The following is a 15811-nucleotide window of genomic DNA, read 5'->3' as shown; positions in this document are numbered from 1 at the left end:
AATCCATGGGAACTTATCGCGGAACTTTGGCCATCAGTAATTCTTTAGGAAGAAGAAATTCAACATTCTCTTCCACCACGGTCAACTCCTCTACTGATGTCGCTCCATGCTCTTTCAAAAACTTAATGACCTGAGCCACCAACACTTCTGGAGCCGAGGCCCCTGCCGCAATGCCGATTGCGTTCACACCTTCCAGCCATTGAGTCTGAATATCCTGATAAGAATCAATGAGGTATGAAGGGATTCCACAACGCTCGCCCAATTCTCTCAATCGGTTGGAATTGGAGCTATTGGGAGACCCGATTACCAGAATGACATCAACAAAACGGGACAGCTCTTTGACAGCATTTTGCCGATTTTGTGTGGCATAACAAATATCTTCCTGATGTGGCCCTTTAATACCCGGGAACCGACGATGCAAGGCAGCAACAATATCCCGACATTCATCCACACTCAACGTGGTTTGTGTGACATATGACAGATGAAGGGGATTTTCAACTTCTAACGAATCCACGTCCTCTACAGAGGAAACTAAATGGAATTTATCAGGCACCTGTCCAAGAGTTCCGACAACCTCAGGGTGCCCCGCGTGACCAATCAGGATCAGCTCGTATTCGTTGGAATAATCCCTGTTCACTTCGTTATGGACCTTGATGACCAGGGGACATGTGGCATCAATCACTTTCAAATTTCGTCGTCTGGATTCTTCCCACACCTCTTTTGCCACGCCATGTGCACTGAAAATGACAATGGCGCCATCAGGAACCTCATTCAGTTCTTCCACAAAAATAGCGCCCTTTCCACGAAGGGACTCGACCACATGACGACTATGAACGATTTCATGCCGAACATAAATTGGTGCCCCATACGTCTTTAAGGACAAATCGACGATTTCAATCGCTCGATCCACTCCCGCACAGAACCCTCTCGGATTGGCCAGGAAGATTTTCAATGCACCCTCCTTAATAAATATTTATCTAGCTCAATTATCTATTCCACTCATGCCTTTTGCGCACGATAGGCCAAATTGCCAGAGATCGTCAACACAATGCCTAAACCGATTTCTCTGATAAGACGGCTACAAGGCGAAGAGGGCGAGGTTACCCCCACCGAACCAAAGCCGTGCCCCAAGTAAGCCCTCCCCCAAAGGCTCCCAACATGACCCGATCGCCCCTTTTCAGTCTCTGATTTCGGTTCGCATGATCTAACGCCATCGGCAAGGAAGCGGAAGAGGTATTTCCGACTTGCTCGATCATCGAAAGGCATCGCTCGGGAGGGACTCCGATATTTTCACAAAACTGGGTAAGCATACGCCCATTCGCTTGATGGAAAATGACCTGGTCGAGCTGCGACACGTCCCATTTCTCCTGCGCCAAATGGTCGCTGACCGCCTGGCCTAAGCGCCTGATTGCAATGCGAAACACCCGCGAACCCCGTATTCGCAAGGTATGCCCACTGGCATCAAGGACATCTTGAGACAAAGGCTGACGGGAACCACCTCCGGCAATTTTGACCAGATCATGATACGCCCCGTCGGCGTGAAGTCGAATGCTGACGACGCCCATGTCGGAATTTGACGATCTCTCGACAATAGCCGCACCGGCCCCATCACCAAATAAAATGGTTGTACTCAGATCTTTGACATCCAAGGACCGAGATTTGATTTCCGAAGCCACGACGAGACATCTTCGAAATTGCCCGGCCTGGATAAAACAATCTGCCATAGAAAGGCCATAGAGAAACCCTGAGCAAGAGGCTGAGAGGTCAAATGCCGGGATGCCCCTGATACCCAGCCGGGCTTGAAGCAAACAGGCCGTGGAGGGAAAGATCATCTCCGGAGAGGTGGAAGAAACCAGAATAGCGTCAAGATCCTCCGGGACCAAACCAGCCTGATCCAATGCCCTTCGCGTCGCCTGTTCCGCCAAAAAGGAGCATTCCTCCTGCGAATCCGCCCAGAACCTGGTCCGGATACCTGAAACTCGGAAAATATACGACGGCTCAATTCCTAAAAGATCGGCCACCTCCTGATTATCTACCCGACGACCAGGAAGAAAAGAGCCCGTTCCGACGATTCGAGAAAGGTTCGCAATCATATCATTCTCATAGCCTATCCCTTGAATTAGCAGCACATTGACTGTGGCAAATTTTTCATATCTACCAAATATTGTGGTAAAAGAGAGACAATTTGTAATGAAAAAATTAACACAGGCGCAACATTAAAGACTTTCTTTCATTGGTCCGAATCTTGTATAGATAATGGACTGTTTCACACCTCTATACCGACTTTCACGAAACCTATATGATCACAACACTGCCTGGAGTGACTTACCTGTGAAATTTCCGGTCAATTTTCGATCTCTTATTCTTCCCTTCCTCACTTCTCTAATCCTAATCGCCGGATGCTCCTCAACACCCAAACCTACGGAGCACACCGACACCACATCGAAAAAAGAAATGTCTTCAACGGACGAACAAATCTTCGTCGGCGATTCGGTAGAAATGAGTTACGACCCGAACGTAATCATGAAACGTGCCGAATCTTTTTTTGACAAGGAATCCTATGCGGAATCCATCGTGGAATACAAACATTTTCTTGACCTTCATCGAAATCACATATTAGCCCCTTATGCCCAATACAAAATTGGGGTCAGCCATTTCAAACAATACCGGACAGTCGATCGTGACCCAGAGCCCTTGGAGGAATCGATTCAAAGCTTCGAGAAACTTCTTCAAGAATTTCCGGCAAGCCGCTATGAAGCGGAAGCGAAGCAGACCATTCTGATTTGTAAAGAACAATTAGCACAACGGCATTTGATGGTTGGGCATTTCTACCTCAAACGAGGTTCTTATCTCGCTGCTGCCCATCGATTCGAAAAGATCATCAAGGAATTTCCTGAATTAGAAACTGCTGGGGATGCCATGTTCCATCTGGCAAAAACCTACCAAAACCTGGGTATCGAAGAATGGTCCCAGGAATGGTTACTTACCCTGGTCAACGAACACCCCAACAACCCCTATCACTCAGACGGCAAAAAACTCTTGGCAAAGCTGGAAAAAAAGAATCCTACTCTTCTAGCCTCCCTTCCCGCCGATCCCTCGGCGAAGGAGCACAACACCCCCAATCCCACGGTAATAGGCCAGCGTCCTGACAATCAACTCCTTGCAAGAACAATATCCCATACCCCGGAATCCTCATTGTTAACCTCAGCAGCAGCTACCTCCCCGACAGTGAAGCCGGCCATGCTAAGCGTCCCCACAGCTTCGGACCCGCCTCTCTCCAAGACAGCTTGTACAATTGGCACGTGGTGTGATTCACCATCCTCCTCGGCCACAACACCACCCATGCAGGTATCGAGTAGCGAGAAATCATGTAAAACCGGCGAATGGTGTTAACCCCTATTTTCTTATTTAGCTGAACCCTGTTCTTGAGTAGTCGTATAAAGGCTAATTTCCCTTACCGGCCAAATTTTCCGTTTTCCTCCCCAAGTACCTGTCCCATAAGGCTTAATTCCTCTGTGATGGACACGAAGGACGTCACGTTCCAAAAATATTTATCGAGCAGACTCCTGACCGCTTTTCGGAATGAATTCCCCAATAGCGGCTCCCACGCGAACATCGCGGGGCTTCACGGAACCGAATCTTCTCTGGCTTGATCATGCAATGCGATTGAGTTGGGGAAAGTGGTATGGTAAGCCCGTTCATGCACCAATTACCAGAACCCTCGGGCACTAGACTCTCAGCGGCCCGTCTGACAGAGAACTGCAGATCGCTGTGGATGAATCAGACAGCATAGCCCTGAGGGTTGTCACGTTGCCATCGCCAGGCATCCACGCACATCTCACTGAGTCCGCGTTCAGCTCGCCAACCCAACAGTGTGGAAGCTTGATTCGGATCAGCATAGCAAGAAGCAATGTCACCGGGGCGGCGTGGTGCGATCTTGTAGGGAATCGGCTTGCCGCTCGCGGTTTCAAATTCCCGCACGATCTCCAAAACACTGTACCCGTTGCCCGTACCAAGGTTTACCGTTAAGCATTCTTTTTGAACATCCAGTCGAGCCAATGCCTCTAGTGCTTTGAGATGCCCCAGTGCCAAATCAACTACATGGATATAATCCCGCACTCCAGTCCCATCGGGAGTAGGATAATCGGCACCCCATACGTTCAAATATTCCCGCCGTCCCACTGCAACCTGCGCCACAAAGGGTAACAAATTGTTGGGTATCCCCTGAGGATCTTCACCAATCAGGCCACTATCATGCGCCCCAACAGGATTAAAGTATCGCAAGATGCCCATCCGCCAGGAGGGATCGCTGCGATGTGCGTCGCGCAAGATCTCCTCCACCATCAGTTTCGTTCGACCATAGGGATTGGTCGCAGATAGGGGGTGGTCCTCGGTGAGCGGAAGGCGTTGCGGATCGCCATATACCGTGGCAGAAGAGCTGAATACCATCTGTTTCACGCCGCACTCCCCCATAGCCTCCAACAGGCGCAGAGACCCAACCACATTGTTGTCATAATAGGCCAATGGTTGCTGAACCGATTCTCCCACCGCCTTGAGACCGGCAAAGTGGATGACTGCGGTGGCCCCGCTTTCGCGGAGAGCCGCCACTACTGCGGCGCGATCACGGCAGTCCCCGCGTATCAAACGAAGAGATTTTCCTGTAATACGCTGCACCCGCGCCAACGACTCAGGATGGCTATTAGAGAAGTTGTCAAAGACCGTCACATCACAGCCCGCCTGCAGGAGTTCAACGCACGTATGTGACCCGATATAGCCGGCACCGCCGGTTACCAAAATCATTGAGAACGCTCCCGTTGAAATTGAGATAGCCCGCTGCGTTTTCTTTTCAGGTTTTTCCTTCGCACAGTACGTGAAGGAGGCTGAGACACATCAATGATGACAAACCAACGATTCCGTATTATAGAGTCTCAAAAAATGTGGTGGGACCCTACACTGAGAAGAAATGTGCGTCAAGAATAGATCGGTAAGCAATAGAGGTGAATTGAGGAACATCAATACATGGGACTGAGAGCCGGCGGCTCAAAGAAAAACAAGAGCCGTTCATCAATCCTCTGACCAATTCTTTCCCACGGCCCCGACCACTCCATAACCAAGAGAAGACCGTCGCTACTTCGTAAATATTGGATGCTCCAATATACCCCTACATCCGCTTAAGCCCACCATCATTCTGGAAACTATATAAGCGCGTGGGGAAGACAAGGAAAGAAGAAAAAGAAAAATAGGCCAGGTCGGGCAGGCCTTTTTATTGGCCGATGTACCAACCAATACCGTTACGTTCAAGAAAACTGGTGATGAGTGTCAGAGAATCCGCATAAATCATGACGCCGACCGCCACTAACAGCCCGCCGCTAATAAACGACACCCCGCCTAAATAGGACCGAAGATTTTTGAAGTAGCTTAAAAACGTATCCATCCCAAATGCCGTCAGAAAAAACGGGAGACCCAACCCTAACGAATAGGCCGATAGGAGCATTACTCCGCTGGACATCGACTCTGTCGTACTGGCATAGGCCAGAATGGCCCCCAACACCGGTCCTACGCAAGGTGTCCAGCCGGCGGCAAATGCGGTCCCGATCAGAAAGGAACCCAGGTAGCCGACGGGACGCGTCTCAAAATGCATCAAGCGTCGTTCGGTCATAAAAAAACTTAATTTCAAAATCCCGAGCAAATATAGCCCGAAAATAATAATCAGGACACCTCCGACTTTCCGAATTACGTCTTGATAGTCATACAACAATTGCCCCATCAGGCTGGCCGATGCCCCAAACGCGATGAAGACCGTGGAAAACCCGGCAATAAACAACAGAGCATTGAGGATAATCGCGGACTTAAATCGCTCTCGCTCTTCAACTTTCGCGAGATTTTCCACCGAGAGTCCGGTGATATAGGATAGGTAGGAAGGGACGAGGGGGAGGACGCATGGAGAAACAAAAGACAGCAGTCCGGCACTAAACGCCGCAAGCAAAGACACCTGGCTGATCGAATCGATCATATTGTTCTTACATCCTTTGGGAAGACTCTGGAATCGGCTCTTGAAGTACCTCGGCAATTCCCCTGCGAGCTTCAGGGCTGTTCCAATCACGGGATCCGAAGACCACCTGTCGGATGATGCCTTGACGATCAATCGCAAAGGTCATAGGGAGCGTACGTGCGCCATAGGTCAACCCTACCTCATAATCCTGATCATGCAAAATAGGAAAGCTCAAGCCCATCGCCTCCTGAAAAGGCCTTGTCACGGCCGTGCCCTGTTGGTCAACGGAGACCGCCACAATTTCCAACCCTTTGGATCGCATACTTCGGTACAAGGCCTCCATTGCGGGCATTTCAATCCGGCACGGCCCACACCAGGTCGCCCAAAAATTCAGCAACACCACTTTTCCCTTAAAATCGGAAAGCGAAACAGCCTTTCCTTTCATGTCCATCAAGCGAAAATCCGGAGCGGGGGATCCCTTGGAAGGACGGGAGGCTACAGAATGAGAAGATGGCGCATCGGCAAAAGAACTTTCGGAATAGCCGGAATCGCAGCCTAAAAGAAGACAAAAAATCCCCATCCCTCCCAAAAAGAGTCCAGACTTCGAGAGGTAATGGCATGCGGCCAGCAACCCACGTATGGTTTTCAATTCACTGCCTCCCCACAAAACTATTCAAACATCGCCCAATGCACTATAGCGGCAAACTCCTTCAACCTTCATCATAAGACCCGATAAATTTTATCGTCAACGCAATTCATTTCATACGAGTCGACCCCCCAGGGTCATTTGGATTTTATTGGATCAGGTGCCGGCCAAATCCATATTTTTGAGTAGATCCATACATATTACTAGGTCTCCACAAAAACGGGAAAGCCAAATATGATGTTCATTCTAACCGGCAAATCCTTACGTAGCCGTGCATGAAACTACCTAGCCTGCGAGACTCGGGGAACTGTGAACGATACAAGCCTATCCCTAGCGACTGTTTCCATCATCTTGTTACATTCCTAGACAACCTCCAATACATTTCGTAGACTGCAAGGCTAACTTTTCCAAGTCTCTTACCATGACATGATCGCCATTCAGGTCAGCAATCTTTCCAAAGCCTACGGTTTTTATCGTATTTTTGAGGATCTGTCTTTTGACATTCATCCGGGAGAGTGCTTTGCCTTATTTGGCCCCAACGGGGCAGGAAAAACGACATTGCTCCGTATTTTAGCCACTCTCCAAGCGCCATCTCATGGTCAGTTTACCATTTTTGGCCAGGATGGCGTGGCACAGAAGGATACCGTTCGAGAAATTATCATGCTGATCGCCCACGGATCCCATTTATATGATGAACTTAGTGCTACCGAAAATCTCCAATTTGCCCTGGGCCTGCGCGGGCAAACCCCATCTCCACCTCACATCAAACGGGCACTGGATCGAACAGGTATCGGAGCCTTTGCCGACCTCAAAATACGTCAATTTTCGGCCGGGATGAAAAAGCGACTGGATTTCGCAAAAACCATTCTGGCTCAGCCACAACTCCTTCTACTCGACGAGCCCTACAACGCCCTGGATCATGACGGGGTGGCGATCACCAACCAGCTCATTCAGGAAACGCTGGATCGTGACGGCACCGTGTTTATGACCACCCATGACCGTGACAAGGCCACCCAAATCGCGACACGGGGCGGGATTCTCAAAGGCGGACACCTTCAACTTCTCTCCTCCGAGCAACTCACCACCGATGCCATTTTTTAAAACAATTCGCTGGGTCGTCTGGAAGGATCTGATCAGTGAATGGCGGACACGGGAAACCATGTCGTCCATGTTGTTCTTTGCCCTTATTGTCATTCTGGTGTTTAGCTTCAGCTTTTCCATGGACCAGGATGCGGCACGCCAACTGATTGCGGGAATCATCTGGGTCGCCTTTACCTTTACGGGCATTATCGGCTTAGGGAAATCCTTTACCTCGGAATTGCAAAACGATTGTCTGGAGTCCCTGCAAATGTGCCCCGCTCCCAAGGGCGCCATTTATCTCGGAAAAGTCGCGGCCAATTTCCTCTTTATGTTCTCAGTCGAAATCCTCTTGTTCCCCTTGTTCGTCTTATTCTTTAATCTGGATGTCATTGACGCCGTCGGAATCCTTTTGATCATATTTTTTCTGGCCACCTTGGGATTATCGGCTGTCGGCACGCTCTTTTCAGCCTTAACCGTGCAGATTCGAGCCCGGGAAGTCATGCTCCCCGTCCTGCTCCTTCCCCTGGCCGTTCCGGTCATGATCGCCGCCGTAGAAGCCACACGCGGAGCCTTAAGTGGCGATCCATTTTCTTTTTACTCCCAATGGATTCAACTCCTGATCATCTTTGACATTATTTTCACCGTCGTCTCATTCTGGCTCTTTGAATTCATATTAGATTCGTAAGGGTCCATAACCCCTTCATCAGCACAATCTTGCTTCCGCTTCCAGCCGGCCTGCATACCATTTTGGACCGAAATATTCCCGCTCAGCAGTTCACCGGAACCCCCAATCAATCCCTGCGCCCTCCAGGCCCCCGGCATCACAATCATTGACAACACCTGTGGCACCAGGGAACCTCTCCTCGCAGACCAGTACGATGGCCGTAACGAGGTCTCCGATCAGTCTGAGATAATGGACCAACTCAACGGGGCGGAAAGATTGTTGCAGAGGCCAAAACACGAGGCGAGAGTCGGCCAACCTGTCTATTCACTTTGTCAAAGTGGGAGGCGGAGGCAGGCTGAAGCCGATCAGCCGAAAGGGACTCAACGAAACGCTTCAGTCACTAACTATTCAGCCCGCGATCCTACATTCCAATTTTTTTTTCTGACAAAGGATTCAAACGGATTCTCGCCGAAGGGAACATCCTTCCTGAAGAAATTAATCCTACTATATATGCTCGCATCATGCGATCCTCGTGGCTCACGGCCGCTATGTAGCTCGGCCAACGGTGGTGACAGAAGTTGTCAATTCTTCAATTGCAGCTCCAGCTGGTTGGAGAAGCGGTTTTCACCATTGAACTGCGTGTTGACCTGGATTGGGTAGGTGCCCGGCGACAGGTTTAAATTGCCGACTGTGACATTGATGGTGGTGTCATTGACCAAGTCGACATTAGTGCCGAGGTTGATCGGCTGCCCGCCAATGAGCACAGCCGTCACGCTGCCGGGATACAGAAACTCCCCGGTGATCGTGAACTGACCTCCATCCTTCTGGGTCGTAGGCGGATTGAGGTTCGTCAGCTGTGGCGGCGAGACCGTCCATGCTGAGAACGGATAGGGGATATTGCACTGCCCCTCCCAAATCGTCTGGTCGATGAAAATCCCAGCCGAGAGTGACTGCACGATACTGGGGAATGATGTGAAGGCGACTTGTCCGTTGCCCGTCCCGCCGTTGGGATAAGCATTTTGGGGTACATACCACGTCCAAGTCGGCGAGTACACGTATTCAGTGTTCGGAATTGGCGTTTGTGGAGTAAAATTCCAGTCAACATTTAATGATTTCGGATCGGAAGCGTTGTTGATCGTCGTTGCGGGCATGCTATAGGTCGTTGATTGGCCAGATGTTACGGAGCCACCCGCTGTAACGTTGGGGCCATCCGAATTCACCCCCACTGATCCGCTTACCGTGGTGCTCGAATCGTTGGTGTAGGAGGTCTCGACTGTCGTCACCGTTTGCGGGTCTGTGAATAAGAGACCGGAAATATTCGTATCGATCAACTCACCCGATGCGTCGGACAGATTAGCAGAGACAGTACTGAACCAGTTCCCTGAAGTGGGCTCAAACGTTATGTCTTCCTGCACGAGGTAGTAGTCTGCACCGACAGAACTGCAGGAACTACAGCCGGTATCGGAGAAGTTGCGCATTCCATAGACGTAGTAGTCCACCTCGGCGGTCCCCGCGCCATTGTCGGGGAATTTAAAGCTGCAGTGCGTCGCAGTGGCAAGGTCCGTCAAGAACGTGGTCGGGTCGCTTGTCTCGCTGACATCGCCCTCACGAGGTTGCGGTGGCGTGGACGCAAACCGATCCTTCAACCAGCGCCGGTTCGCCTTGCGATTGCCGCGGTGCCTGTCCAAGTTCCCCAAACAATAAGTGGAGTTTTGTTCGGGGACTCTGGTGACGGACTGTTGTAATCCATAGAGCGGAATCTGTGTTTGCCCCTGTTGTGGGGCGCAATTGACCTCCTGCCCTGGGCGCAGCAGGCGGTGGAAGGTTCGGGCTTCGACTTGGGTCGCACCGACGATGGCCACGGTCTTGCCGACCTGGTGAGCCTCTCTTAGCAAGGCAATCGTCCCCGGGTCGTCGAGGTCTTGTGGTGCGATCACTACATGTGCCGGAAAATGCTCGGAAGGGTTCTCCCCGATCGGAAGCAGCAGGTAATCGCGGCGCAGCAGATCAAGCGCCGCGCTCTCAACAATGTCAGAGACTTGAATAATATTGCCTGCCTCACACAAGGTGCGTGCTTCCGACCCATGTTTGTCGCAGGAGGCTCCCTTTCTCTTACAATGCCCCTTCCCTTCCTCCCACCCTGTGCACCGCTTCGCGGGGGAAGCCCCCTCTGCACCGACGGCTCCCGTGATGAGAAAAACACAAAATCCCATCAACCAGATTTTCATAAGGTCTCGCATGGCGTCCTTCTCTCTTGCTGGATCCTTACTTTGCCCTGGCTTTACCCAGCGTTTGGTTATTAGTTGAAAGTGTGAAAGTTAAGAGCAAAAAATTAAAAAACAGCAATTTTTATGTCGCACAATGGCACGGCGGCTCGCATCTCCTCATGGCTCCGGCCCGATTGAAAAGATATGCTGATGATTCGATGGTCATACAGATTTAGGCTTCATGGATATATCACCCATAGTCAACGTTGAGTTGGTGGAGGCCGAGTCCACCAATCGACTTATTTATTGACATGGGCTTTATTCATCCTCATCTTGGCCCCGTACCTGCCGCAGTCCGCAGAATGAGGACATTACCTACCATAGGGCGAAGCTAATATCCAGAAATAATGATGAAGAGAGACCATCTGATTCATTGTCATGCAACACTTGCTGGAACTTCATTGTTTGTTTTAATGACCCTAAACTCTTACCAACAGTATTTGAAGGAGTTAGCCCTTCCCTCCGTCGGGTTATCCGTTTTACAATGTCCAACATGATCAATCGCATTATCCGACAGATCCAACGCTATAAAGGATGGTTTGGCGGAGGGGCCGCTCTCTGCATCTTTTTAGGCTTGTATATCGGCTTGCTCGCCTCACCGCCTGATTATTATCAAGGGGAACTGGTCCGGATCATGTATGTGCATGTGCCCCTGGCTCACACAAGCACGTTGGCCTATTCCGTCCTATTTTTCGGGAGCATCTGGTATTTGTGGAAACGGGATCCGCTTGTGGATAATATGTGCCAGGCCTCGGCGAGCATTTGTGCCCTCTTTACCTCACTTGCCCTCATCACCGGTTCGATCTGGGCAAAACCCACATGGAACACCTGGTGGACCTGGGACCCACGTCTCGTCTCGTTTACGGTGCTCCTCCTGATTTTAGGGGGGTACATCATGCTTCGGCGCCTCGTGGATGACCGGGTTCAGGGCGGCCGCTATGCGGCAATTCTGGCTATTGTCGGAGGCATCGATCTGCCCATCATAAAATTTTCGGTGGAATGGTGGAGAACACTTCACCAACCCATGTCGTTCTCCACCAGAGGAGTCAGCATTTCAGAAGACATTCTGGTCCCCCTGACGTTAATGAGCATCGGCTGTTGGTTATTGTTTGCCTATATGGTAATGGTCCGCACTCAAATTTTGTACTTGACTGATTTATTGCACGCCAAAAAAGGTCGATTTCTCAGTCAGACCCATTTTTCCCAGACGACTCCATGACCGGGTTATATACACGCTGGGCGTTGATTCTAGGGGTAACCCTCCTTCTCGCCATCCTGACCTATCAGCACTACCAGCAACACTTATCCACATTGTCCATGGGAACGCTCTTGAGCAGTCCTCCGGTTACCCAACCGGTCAGGATACAAGGGATGGTCAAAAGTGGTACCTTGCAGGGTGACGTGGAACATGGGCAGGCCACATTTGAATTTGTGGATGGGGAAACCAGTCTTGCAGTGGAATACCAAGGTCCTCCCCTTGAAAACATTCGCGAATTGAAAACCCTGGTTCTCATCGGGCGCTGGGACAGCCAGGCACAGGTTTTTCGGGCGCAGGACACCGCGTTGATTAACAATTTTGGATTTGTGGCCGCCGCCTACCTGATTTCCGTCATGGCTTTGGGGTGGATGGTATTTGCCATGAGCCAAAGAGTCATGGTTTTATTTAAAGAGATCAAGGAATCCAAACTTTACGAACCAGAGGCGGACTCCCTTGGGTACAAAGAATAAAAAAATCGCCATTATTGTCAGCATACTCCTGGTTGCCGGTTCGCTCGGGTATCTCGCGTTTGGGAATTTCGGGGAAAATATTGTGTACTTCGTGACTCCCTCTGAGGTAAAAGCCTTTACCGCCGAAGCCTACAGCAAAAAAGTTCGCGTGGGTGGTATGGTGGTTAAAGGTAGCCTTAAAACCCAACCCGAGCCGGTAGGTCTGACCTTTGAGCTCACAGATGGTGCCGCCACTATTCCTGTCGCGTTTCAGGGTATTCCCCCGGACCTGTTTAAGGAGGGACAAGGGGCGGTGGTGGAAGGCCAATGGCGGGACGGCCGGACTTTTCATTCCACGATGATCATGGCCAAACATTCCGAGGACTACATGCCCATGGAACTCAAACGAGCGGGTGTGGAACTTCCCAAAAAAGATTTCATGAAAACCCTCTCGCCCTAACCCTGTTCGCCATTCTCTATGATTATTGAAATTGGACATTTTTCGACCATTGTTGCCCTGGTGCTGTCAGTCTTTGGCATGGCCAGCGCCGTATTGGCCCTCCAAACCCGCAACCCCGATTGGGCCCGCTCCGGGCGCATGGCCATCACCCTCATCTTCGTTCTGCTGGGCGTTGGCATGCTCTCCTTGGTCTATGCCTTTATCATACGGGACTTCTCGGTTCTCTATGTCGCCAACAATTCCAATTCGAAACTCCCGTTTTTCTATACTGTCGCGGCTGTATGGGGCGGGCATGAAGGCTCGCTTTTACTCTGGGTCTTCATTCTTTCCGTCTTCAGCACCCTGGCCGTCTGGCTGCATTGGCGCACCCAGCCCGCCATCATGCCGTATTTGATTGGCGTGGAATCGGCCATCATCTTCGGATTTTTATGTTTAATTGTTTTTCTCTCCAGTCCGTTTGAACGGCTCCTACCCGTTCCCCTCGATGGCAAAGACCTGAATCCGTTGCTGCAAGACCCGGCGATGGTCATGCACCCCCCCATGCTCTATATGGGCTATGTGGGATTTTCCATTCCATTTTCCTTTGCCATGGCGGCCTTATTTTCCGGGCGATTGGGAGAAGAGTGGATCAAGGTGACTCAGCGATGGAGCATGTTTGCCTGGATGTGCCTGACGACCGGCATTCTGCTCGGCGGCTACTGGGCCTACTACGAATTGGGCTGGGGTGGGTATTGGGGCTGGGATCCCGTCGAAAACGCCTCGTTTATGCCCTGGCTGGTGGGCACTGCCTACCTGCATTCGGTTCTGGTGCAGGAAAAGCGGAAAATGTTCAAAGTCTGGAATTTATTCCTCATCATCGTTACTTTTTCTTTGTCCCTGATCGGGACCTTTCTCGTGCGAAGCGGCGTGCTCACGTCCGTCCATTCCTTTGCCACGGACCCCGAGCGCGGTCTATATATTCTTATATTTGTCGGTACGGTCATCGGAATTGCCTTCGGCGCGTTAATTCTGAGATCCAATAAATTAAAATCGCAGGTCGAAATGGATTCGCTGGTTTCCCGTGAATCAATCTTCCTCTTCAATAACTTATTCTTTCTGGTGGCTGCCGCCACGGTCTTTCTGGGCACCCTCTATCCATTAATCCTTGAAACGTTGCAGGACGCCAAGGTAACCGTCGGGCCCCCCTATTACAATGCGGTGTTTATGCCCATTGCCCTTGGCCTGTTATTTCTCATGGGTATCGGGCCCTATATCCCATGGCGGAAAGCCTCGGTGGCGAGCCTGAAAAAAAGTTTCTCCACACCACTTCTCGCAGGAGCGGTCATTGTCGTCCTGCTATTTGTGACCGGTATTCATAACCTCTATGCCCTGGCAGGAGGGTATGTGGTGACCTTCGCCGGCATGGCGATCGTCCTGGACTTTGGGAAAATTTCGCAACTGTATGCACAGCGGAACGGGAGTAATATCTTTCAGGGAAGTCTGGCAGCCTTTACCGCCAACCAACGACGCTATGCCAGCATGCTCACCCATATCGGAGTTCTCGTCTTAGTCGTCGGCATCATCGCCTCCACCGTGTATCAAACGGAAAAAGTCGTCTCAATGCGCGTGGGAGACGAATTCGCGATCGGGGACTATCGCATGAAACTGGCAAAAATTCATGAAGTGGCCGGCGGGAATTGGAATGCGCAGGAAGGGGTCTTTCAAGTCTTTAAGGGAGAGGATTTGATCACGGAGCTCCGGCCCCAAAAGCGAATCTATTCGGCCACCCAAACGCCTACCACTGAATCGGCCATTTATGCCACCAACATGGGGCACGTCTTTCTGACCATGCCGGAGGTGTCTGAGGACGGTGTGGCCGTCGCGCGTGGCGTGCTCAATCCGCTGGTTCTGTGGGTATGGGGAGGCGGTGTCATCATGGGCCTCGGCGTGATTTTGAATATTCTCCGCCCGCGAAAGAAAGAAGAATGAACAAAGGCTGGCAATTGACCCTCATCCTCTGCCTTATAGGATTGTTCGCCCTGTTTTATCAGGGTCTCTGGGGAGATCCACGACACATCCCCACTGTTCTTATTGAGACCGATGCACCCAACTTTGAAGGACCGGATGTGGAAACAGGACAGACAATCTCTTTGGAGCAGTTCAAGGGAAAAGTGGTCCTACTCAATTTCTGGGCCTCATGGTGCTATGAATGCAAGGTGGAGCACAAAAGTATCTTACAGCTTCATCAACTCTTTAAAGATAATCCCGACTTCGTGATGCTGGGCGTGAATTATCAGGACGAACTGCCTGATGCCCAAAAGTATTTACAGGAATACGGCTCAACGTTCTCCCATGTCCGTGACCTCAAAGGACAATTGGCCATTGATTACGGGGTCTATGGGGTACCCGAAACCTTTGTGATTGATCAACACGGAAAAATCCGCCATAAATGGGTCGGCCCGATAACCGGTGAGGTGTATACCAACATCACACAAAAAGTCATTGCCCCGTTGCTCGATGCTCAGCCGACCACGACCACGACGTCCTAATGTCCATCCGACTTACCTGGTGCCTTGCGGCTCTCTTAACGATTCCTCTTCCGCTGTTCGCTGCCGTGCAGGACGAGACGGACGTCGACATCCAGGTACGGGAAATTGCCAAAACGCTCCGCTGCACGGTCTGCCAAACGGAGAATATTTGGGAGTCGGGCGCTCCATTGGCCCAACAGATGCGGGGCGTGATTCGTGATCGGATCGCCCTGGGGCACAGCACAGAAGAGATTCGCGCCTATTTCCTCAGCCGTTATGGTGACTATATTCTCATGGAACCCCCAAAGCATGGCGTCAATTGGCTCATCTGGGTGGCTCCGTTTCTCCTGCTGGTCATCGGGGGATTTTTTCTCTACAAGGAAGTGACTCACTGGGTGCGTGATACACCCACTCCGCCCAGCCAACCTGAACCGCCATTGGACGATCAGGCTCGAAAACGTATCGAGCGTGAACTCAAGTCCTGAATA

Annotated in this window: 15 protein-coding genes; 9 read left to right on the top strand and 6 right to left on the bottom strand. The window is 50.9% G+C overall.

The window, feature by feature from the left end; all coding sequences use genetic code 11:
* Positions 1-13: 13 nt before the first annotated feature.
* On the bottom strand, positions 14-952 hold the full coding sequence (ispH, locus tag LX98_RS02875; RefSeq protein ID WP_312643855.1) for a 4-hydroxy-3-methylbut-2-enyl diphosphate reductase: 939 nt from the start codon (positions 950-952) through the stop codon (positions 14-16).
* 148 nt (positions 953-1100) lie between these two features.
* Positions 1101-2093, bottom strand: a complete 993-nt coding sequence (locus tag LX98_RS02870; protein WP_496427459.1) for a beta-ketoacyl-ACP synthase 3 — start codon at positions 2091-2093, stop codon at positions 1101-1103.
* A 361-nt stretch (positions 2094-2454) separates the two neighbouring features.
* On the opposite strand from LX98_RS02870, the gene LX98_RS02865 reads away from it, so the two are divergent.
* The gene (locus tag LX98_RS02865; RefSeq protein WP_496427458.1) at positions 2455-3393 is read left to right on the top strand and encodes an outer membrane protein assembly factor BamD; all 939 of its coding nucleotides are present in this window, start codon (positions 2455-2457) and stop codon (positions 3391-3393) included.
* A 387-nt stretch (positions 3394-3780) separates the two neighbouring features.
* Here the strand turns inward: LX98_RS02865 and galE are convergent, their stop codons facing one another.
* From galE to LX98_RS02850, 3 genes are all read right to left on the bottom strand, one after another.
* Positions 3781-4800, bottom strand: a complete 1020-nt coding sequence (gene galE / locus LX98_RS02860; RefSeq protein WP_496427457.1) for a UDP-glucose 4-epimerase GalE — start codon at positions 4798-4800, stop codon at positions 3781-3783.
* Positions 4801-5263: 463 nt separating this feature from the next.
* Entirely contained in the window at positions 5264-6013 is a 750-nt protein-coding gene (locus LX98_RS02855; RefSeq protein ID WP_312643863.1) for a cytochrome c biogenesis CcdA family protein, read from the bottom strand.
* 7 nt (positions 6014-6020) lie between these two features.
* Positions 6021-6641 (bottom strand): redoxin domain-containing protein, encoded by a 621-nt coding sequence (locus tag LX98_RS02850; RefSeq protein ID WP_496427456.1) that lies wholly within the window; start codon positions 6639-6641, stop codon positions 6021-6023.
* Positions 6642-7064: 423 nt separating this feature from the next.
* On the opposite strand from LX98_RS02850, the gene ccmA reads away from it, so the two are divergent.
* Both ccmA and LX98_RS02840 read left to right on the top strand, forming a co-directional pair.
* Positions 7065-7739 (top strand): heme ABC exporter ATP-binding protein CcmA, encoded by a 675-nt coding sequence (gene ccmA / locus LX98_RS02845; protein ID WP_496427455.1) that lies wholly within the window; start codon positions 7065-7067, stop codon positions 7737-7739.
* A complete protein-coding gene (locus tag LX98_RS02840; RefSeq protein WP_496427454.1) occupies positions 7726-8403 on the top strand; it encodes a heme exporter protein CcmB in 678 nt (225 codons plus the stop codon). Before ccmA ends, LX98_RS02840 begins: the two co-directional genes overlap by 14 nt.
* Before the next feature lie 560 nt (positions 8404-8963).
* On the opposite strand, the gene LX98_RS02835 is transcribed toward LX98_RS02840, so the two are convergent.
* Positions 8964-10448 (bottom strand): hypothetical protein, encoded by a 1485-nt coding sequence (locus LX98_RS02835; protein WP_496427453.1) that lies wholly within the window; start codon positions 10446-10448, stop codon positions 8964-8966.
* A gap of 694 nt (positions 10449-11142) precedes the next feature.
* Between LX98_RS02835 and ccmC the strand changes: the two genes are divergently transcribed.
* From ccmC to LX98_RS02805, 6 genes are read left to right on the top strand one after another with little or no spacing between them, the layout of a single operon-like run.
* Positions 11143-11868 carry a heme ABC transporter permease CcmC gene (gene ccmC / locus LX98_RS02830; protein ID WP_496427452.1) on the top strand — a complete coding sequence of 242 codons (726 nt, stop codon included), beginning with the start codon at positions 11143-11145 and terminating at the stop codon, positions 11866-11868.
* On the top strand, positions 11865-12377 hold the full coding sequence (locus LX98_RS02825; protein ID WP_496427451.1) for a cytochrome c maturation protein CcmE domain-containing protein: 513 nt from the start codon (positions 11865-11867) through the stop codon (positions 12375-12377). Before ccmC ends, LX98_RS02825 begins: the two co-directional genes overlap by 4 nt.
* The gene (gene ccmE / locus LX98_RS02820) at positions 12361-12816 is read left to right on the top strand and encodes a cytochrome c maturation protein CcmE (RefSeq protein ID WP_312741128.1); all 456 of its coding nucleotides are present in this window, start codon (positions 12361-12363) and stop codon (positions 12814-12816) included. Before LX98_RS02825 ends, ccmE begins: the two co-directional genes overlap by 17 nt.
* A gap of 18 nt (positions 12817-12834) precedes the next feature.
* Entirely contained in the window at positions 12835-14784 is a 1950-nt protein-coding gene (locus LX98_RS02815; RefSeq protein ID WP_496427450.1) for a heme lyase CcmF/NrfE family subunit, read from the top strand.
* Positions 14781-15344, top strand: a complete 564-nt coding sequence (locus tag LX98_RS02810) for a redoxin domain-containing protein (protein WP_496427449.1) — start codon at positions 14781-14783, stop codon at positions 15342-15344. Before LX98_RS02815 ends, LX98_RS02810 begins: the two co-directional genes overlap by 4 nt.
* Positions 15344-15808 (top strand): cytochrome c-type biogenesis protein, encoded by a 465-nt coding sequence (locus tag LX98_RS02805; RefSeq protein ID WP_312643892.1) that lies wholly within the window; start codon positions 15344-15346, stop codon positions 15806-15808. The genes LX98_RS02810 and LX98_RS02805 overlap by 1 nt, the downstream gene beginning before the upstream one ends.
* The last annotated feature ends 3 nt before the right edge of the window (positions 15809-15811 follow it).

Source organism: Nitrospira marina (assembly GCF_059568365.1).
This window is presented reverse-complemented; position numbering and strand designations above follow the sequence as displayed.

What these genes read in the sequence shown, in the direction of transcription:
- LX98_RS02870 (WP_496427459.1), bottom strand. Translation starts at nt 2,093, where the DNA reads ATGATTGCGAACCTTTCTCGAATCGTCGGAACGGGCTCTTTTCTTCCT.
- LX98_RS02865 (WP_496427458.1), top strand. Translation starts at nt 2,455, where the DNA reads ATGTCTTCAACGGACGAACAAATCTTCGTCGGCGATTCGGTAGAAATG.
- galE (WP_496427457.1), bottom strand. Translation starts at nt 4,800, where the DNA reads ATGATTTTGGTAACCGGCGGTGCCGGCTATATCGGGTCACATACGTGC.
- LX98_RS02855 (WP_312643863.1), bottom strand. Translation starts at nt 6,013, where the DNA reads ATGATCGATTCGATCAGCCAGGTGTCTTTGCTTGCGGCGTTTAGTGCC.
- ccmA (WP_496427455.1), top strand. Translation starts at nt 7,065, where the DNA reads ATGATCGCCATTCAGGTCAGCAATCTTTCCAAAGCCTACGGTTTTTAT.
- LX98_RS02840 (WP_496427454.1), top strand. Translation starts at nt 7,726, where the DNA reads ATGCCATTTTTTAAAACAATTCGCTGGGTCGTCTGGAAGGATCTGATC.
- ccmC (WP_496427452.1), top strand. Translation starts at nt 11,143, where the DNA reads ATGATCAATCGCATTATCCGACAGATCCAACGCTATAAAGGATGGTTT.
- LX98_RS02825 (WP_496427451.1), top strand. Translation starts at nt 11,865, where the DNA reads ATGACCGGGTTATATACACGCTGGGCGTTGATTCTAGGGGTAACCCTC.
- LX98_RS02815 (WP_496427450.1), top strand. Translation starts at nt 12,835, where the DNA reads ATGATTATTGAAATTGGACATTTTTCGACCATTGTTGCCCTGGTGCTG.
- LX98_RS02810 (WP_496427449.1), top strand. Translation starts at nt 14,781, where the DNA reads ATGAACAAAGGCTGGCAATTGACCCTCATCCTCTGCCTTATAGGATTG.
- LX98_RS02805 (WP_312643892.1), top strand. Translation starts at nt 15,344, where the DNA reads ATGTCCATCCGACTTACCTGGTGCCTTGCGGCTCTCTTAACGATTCCT.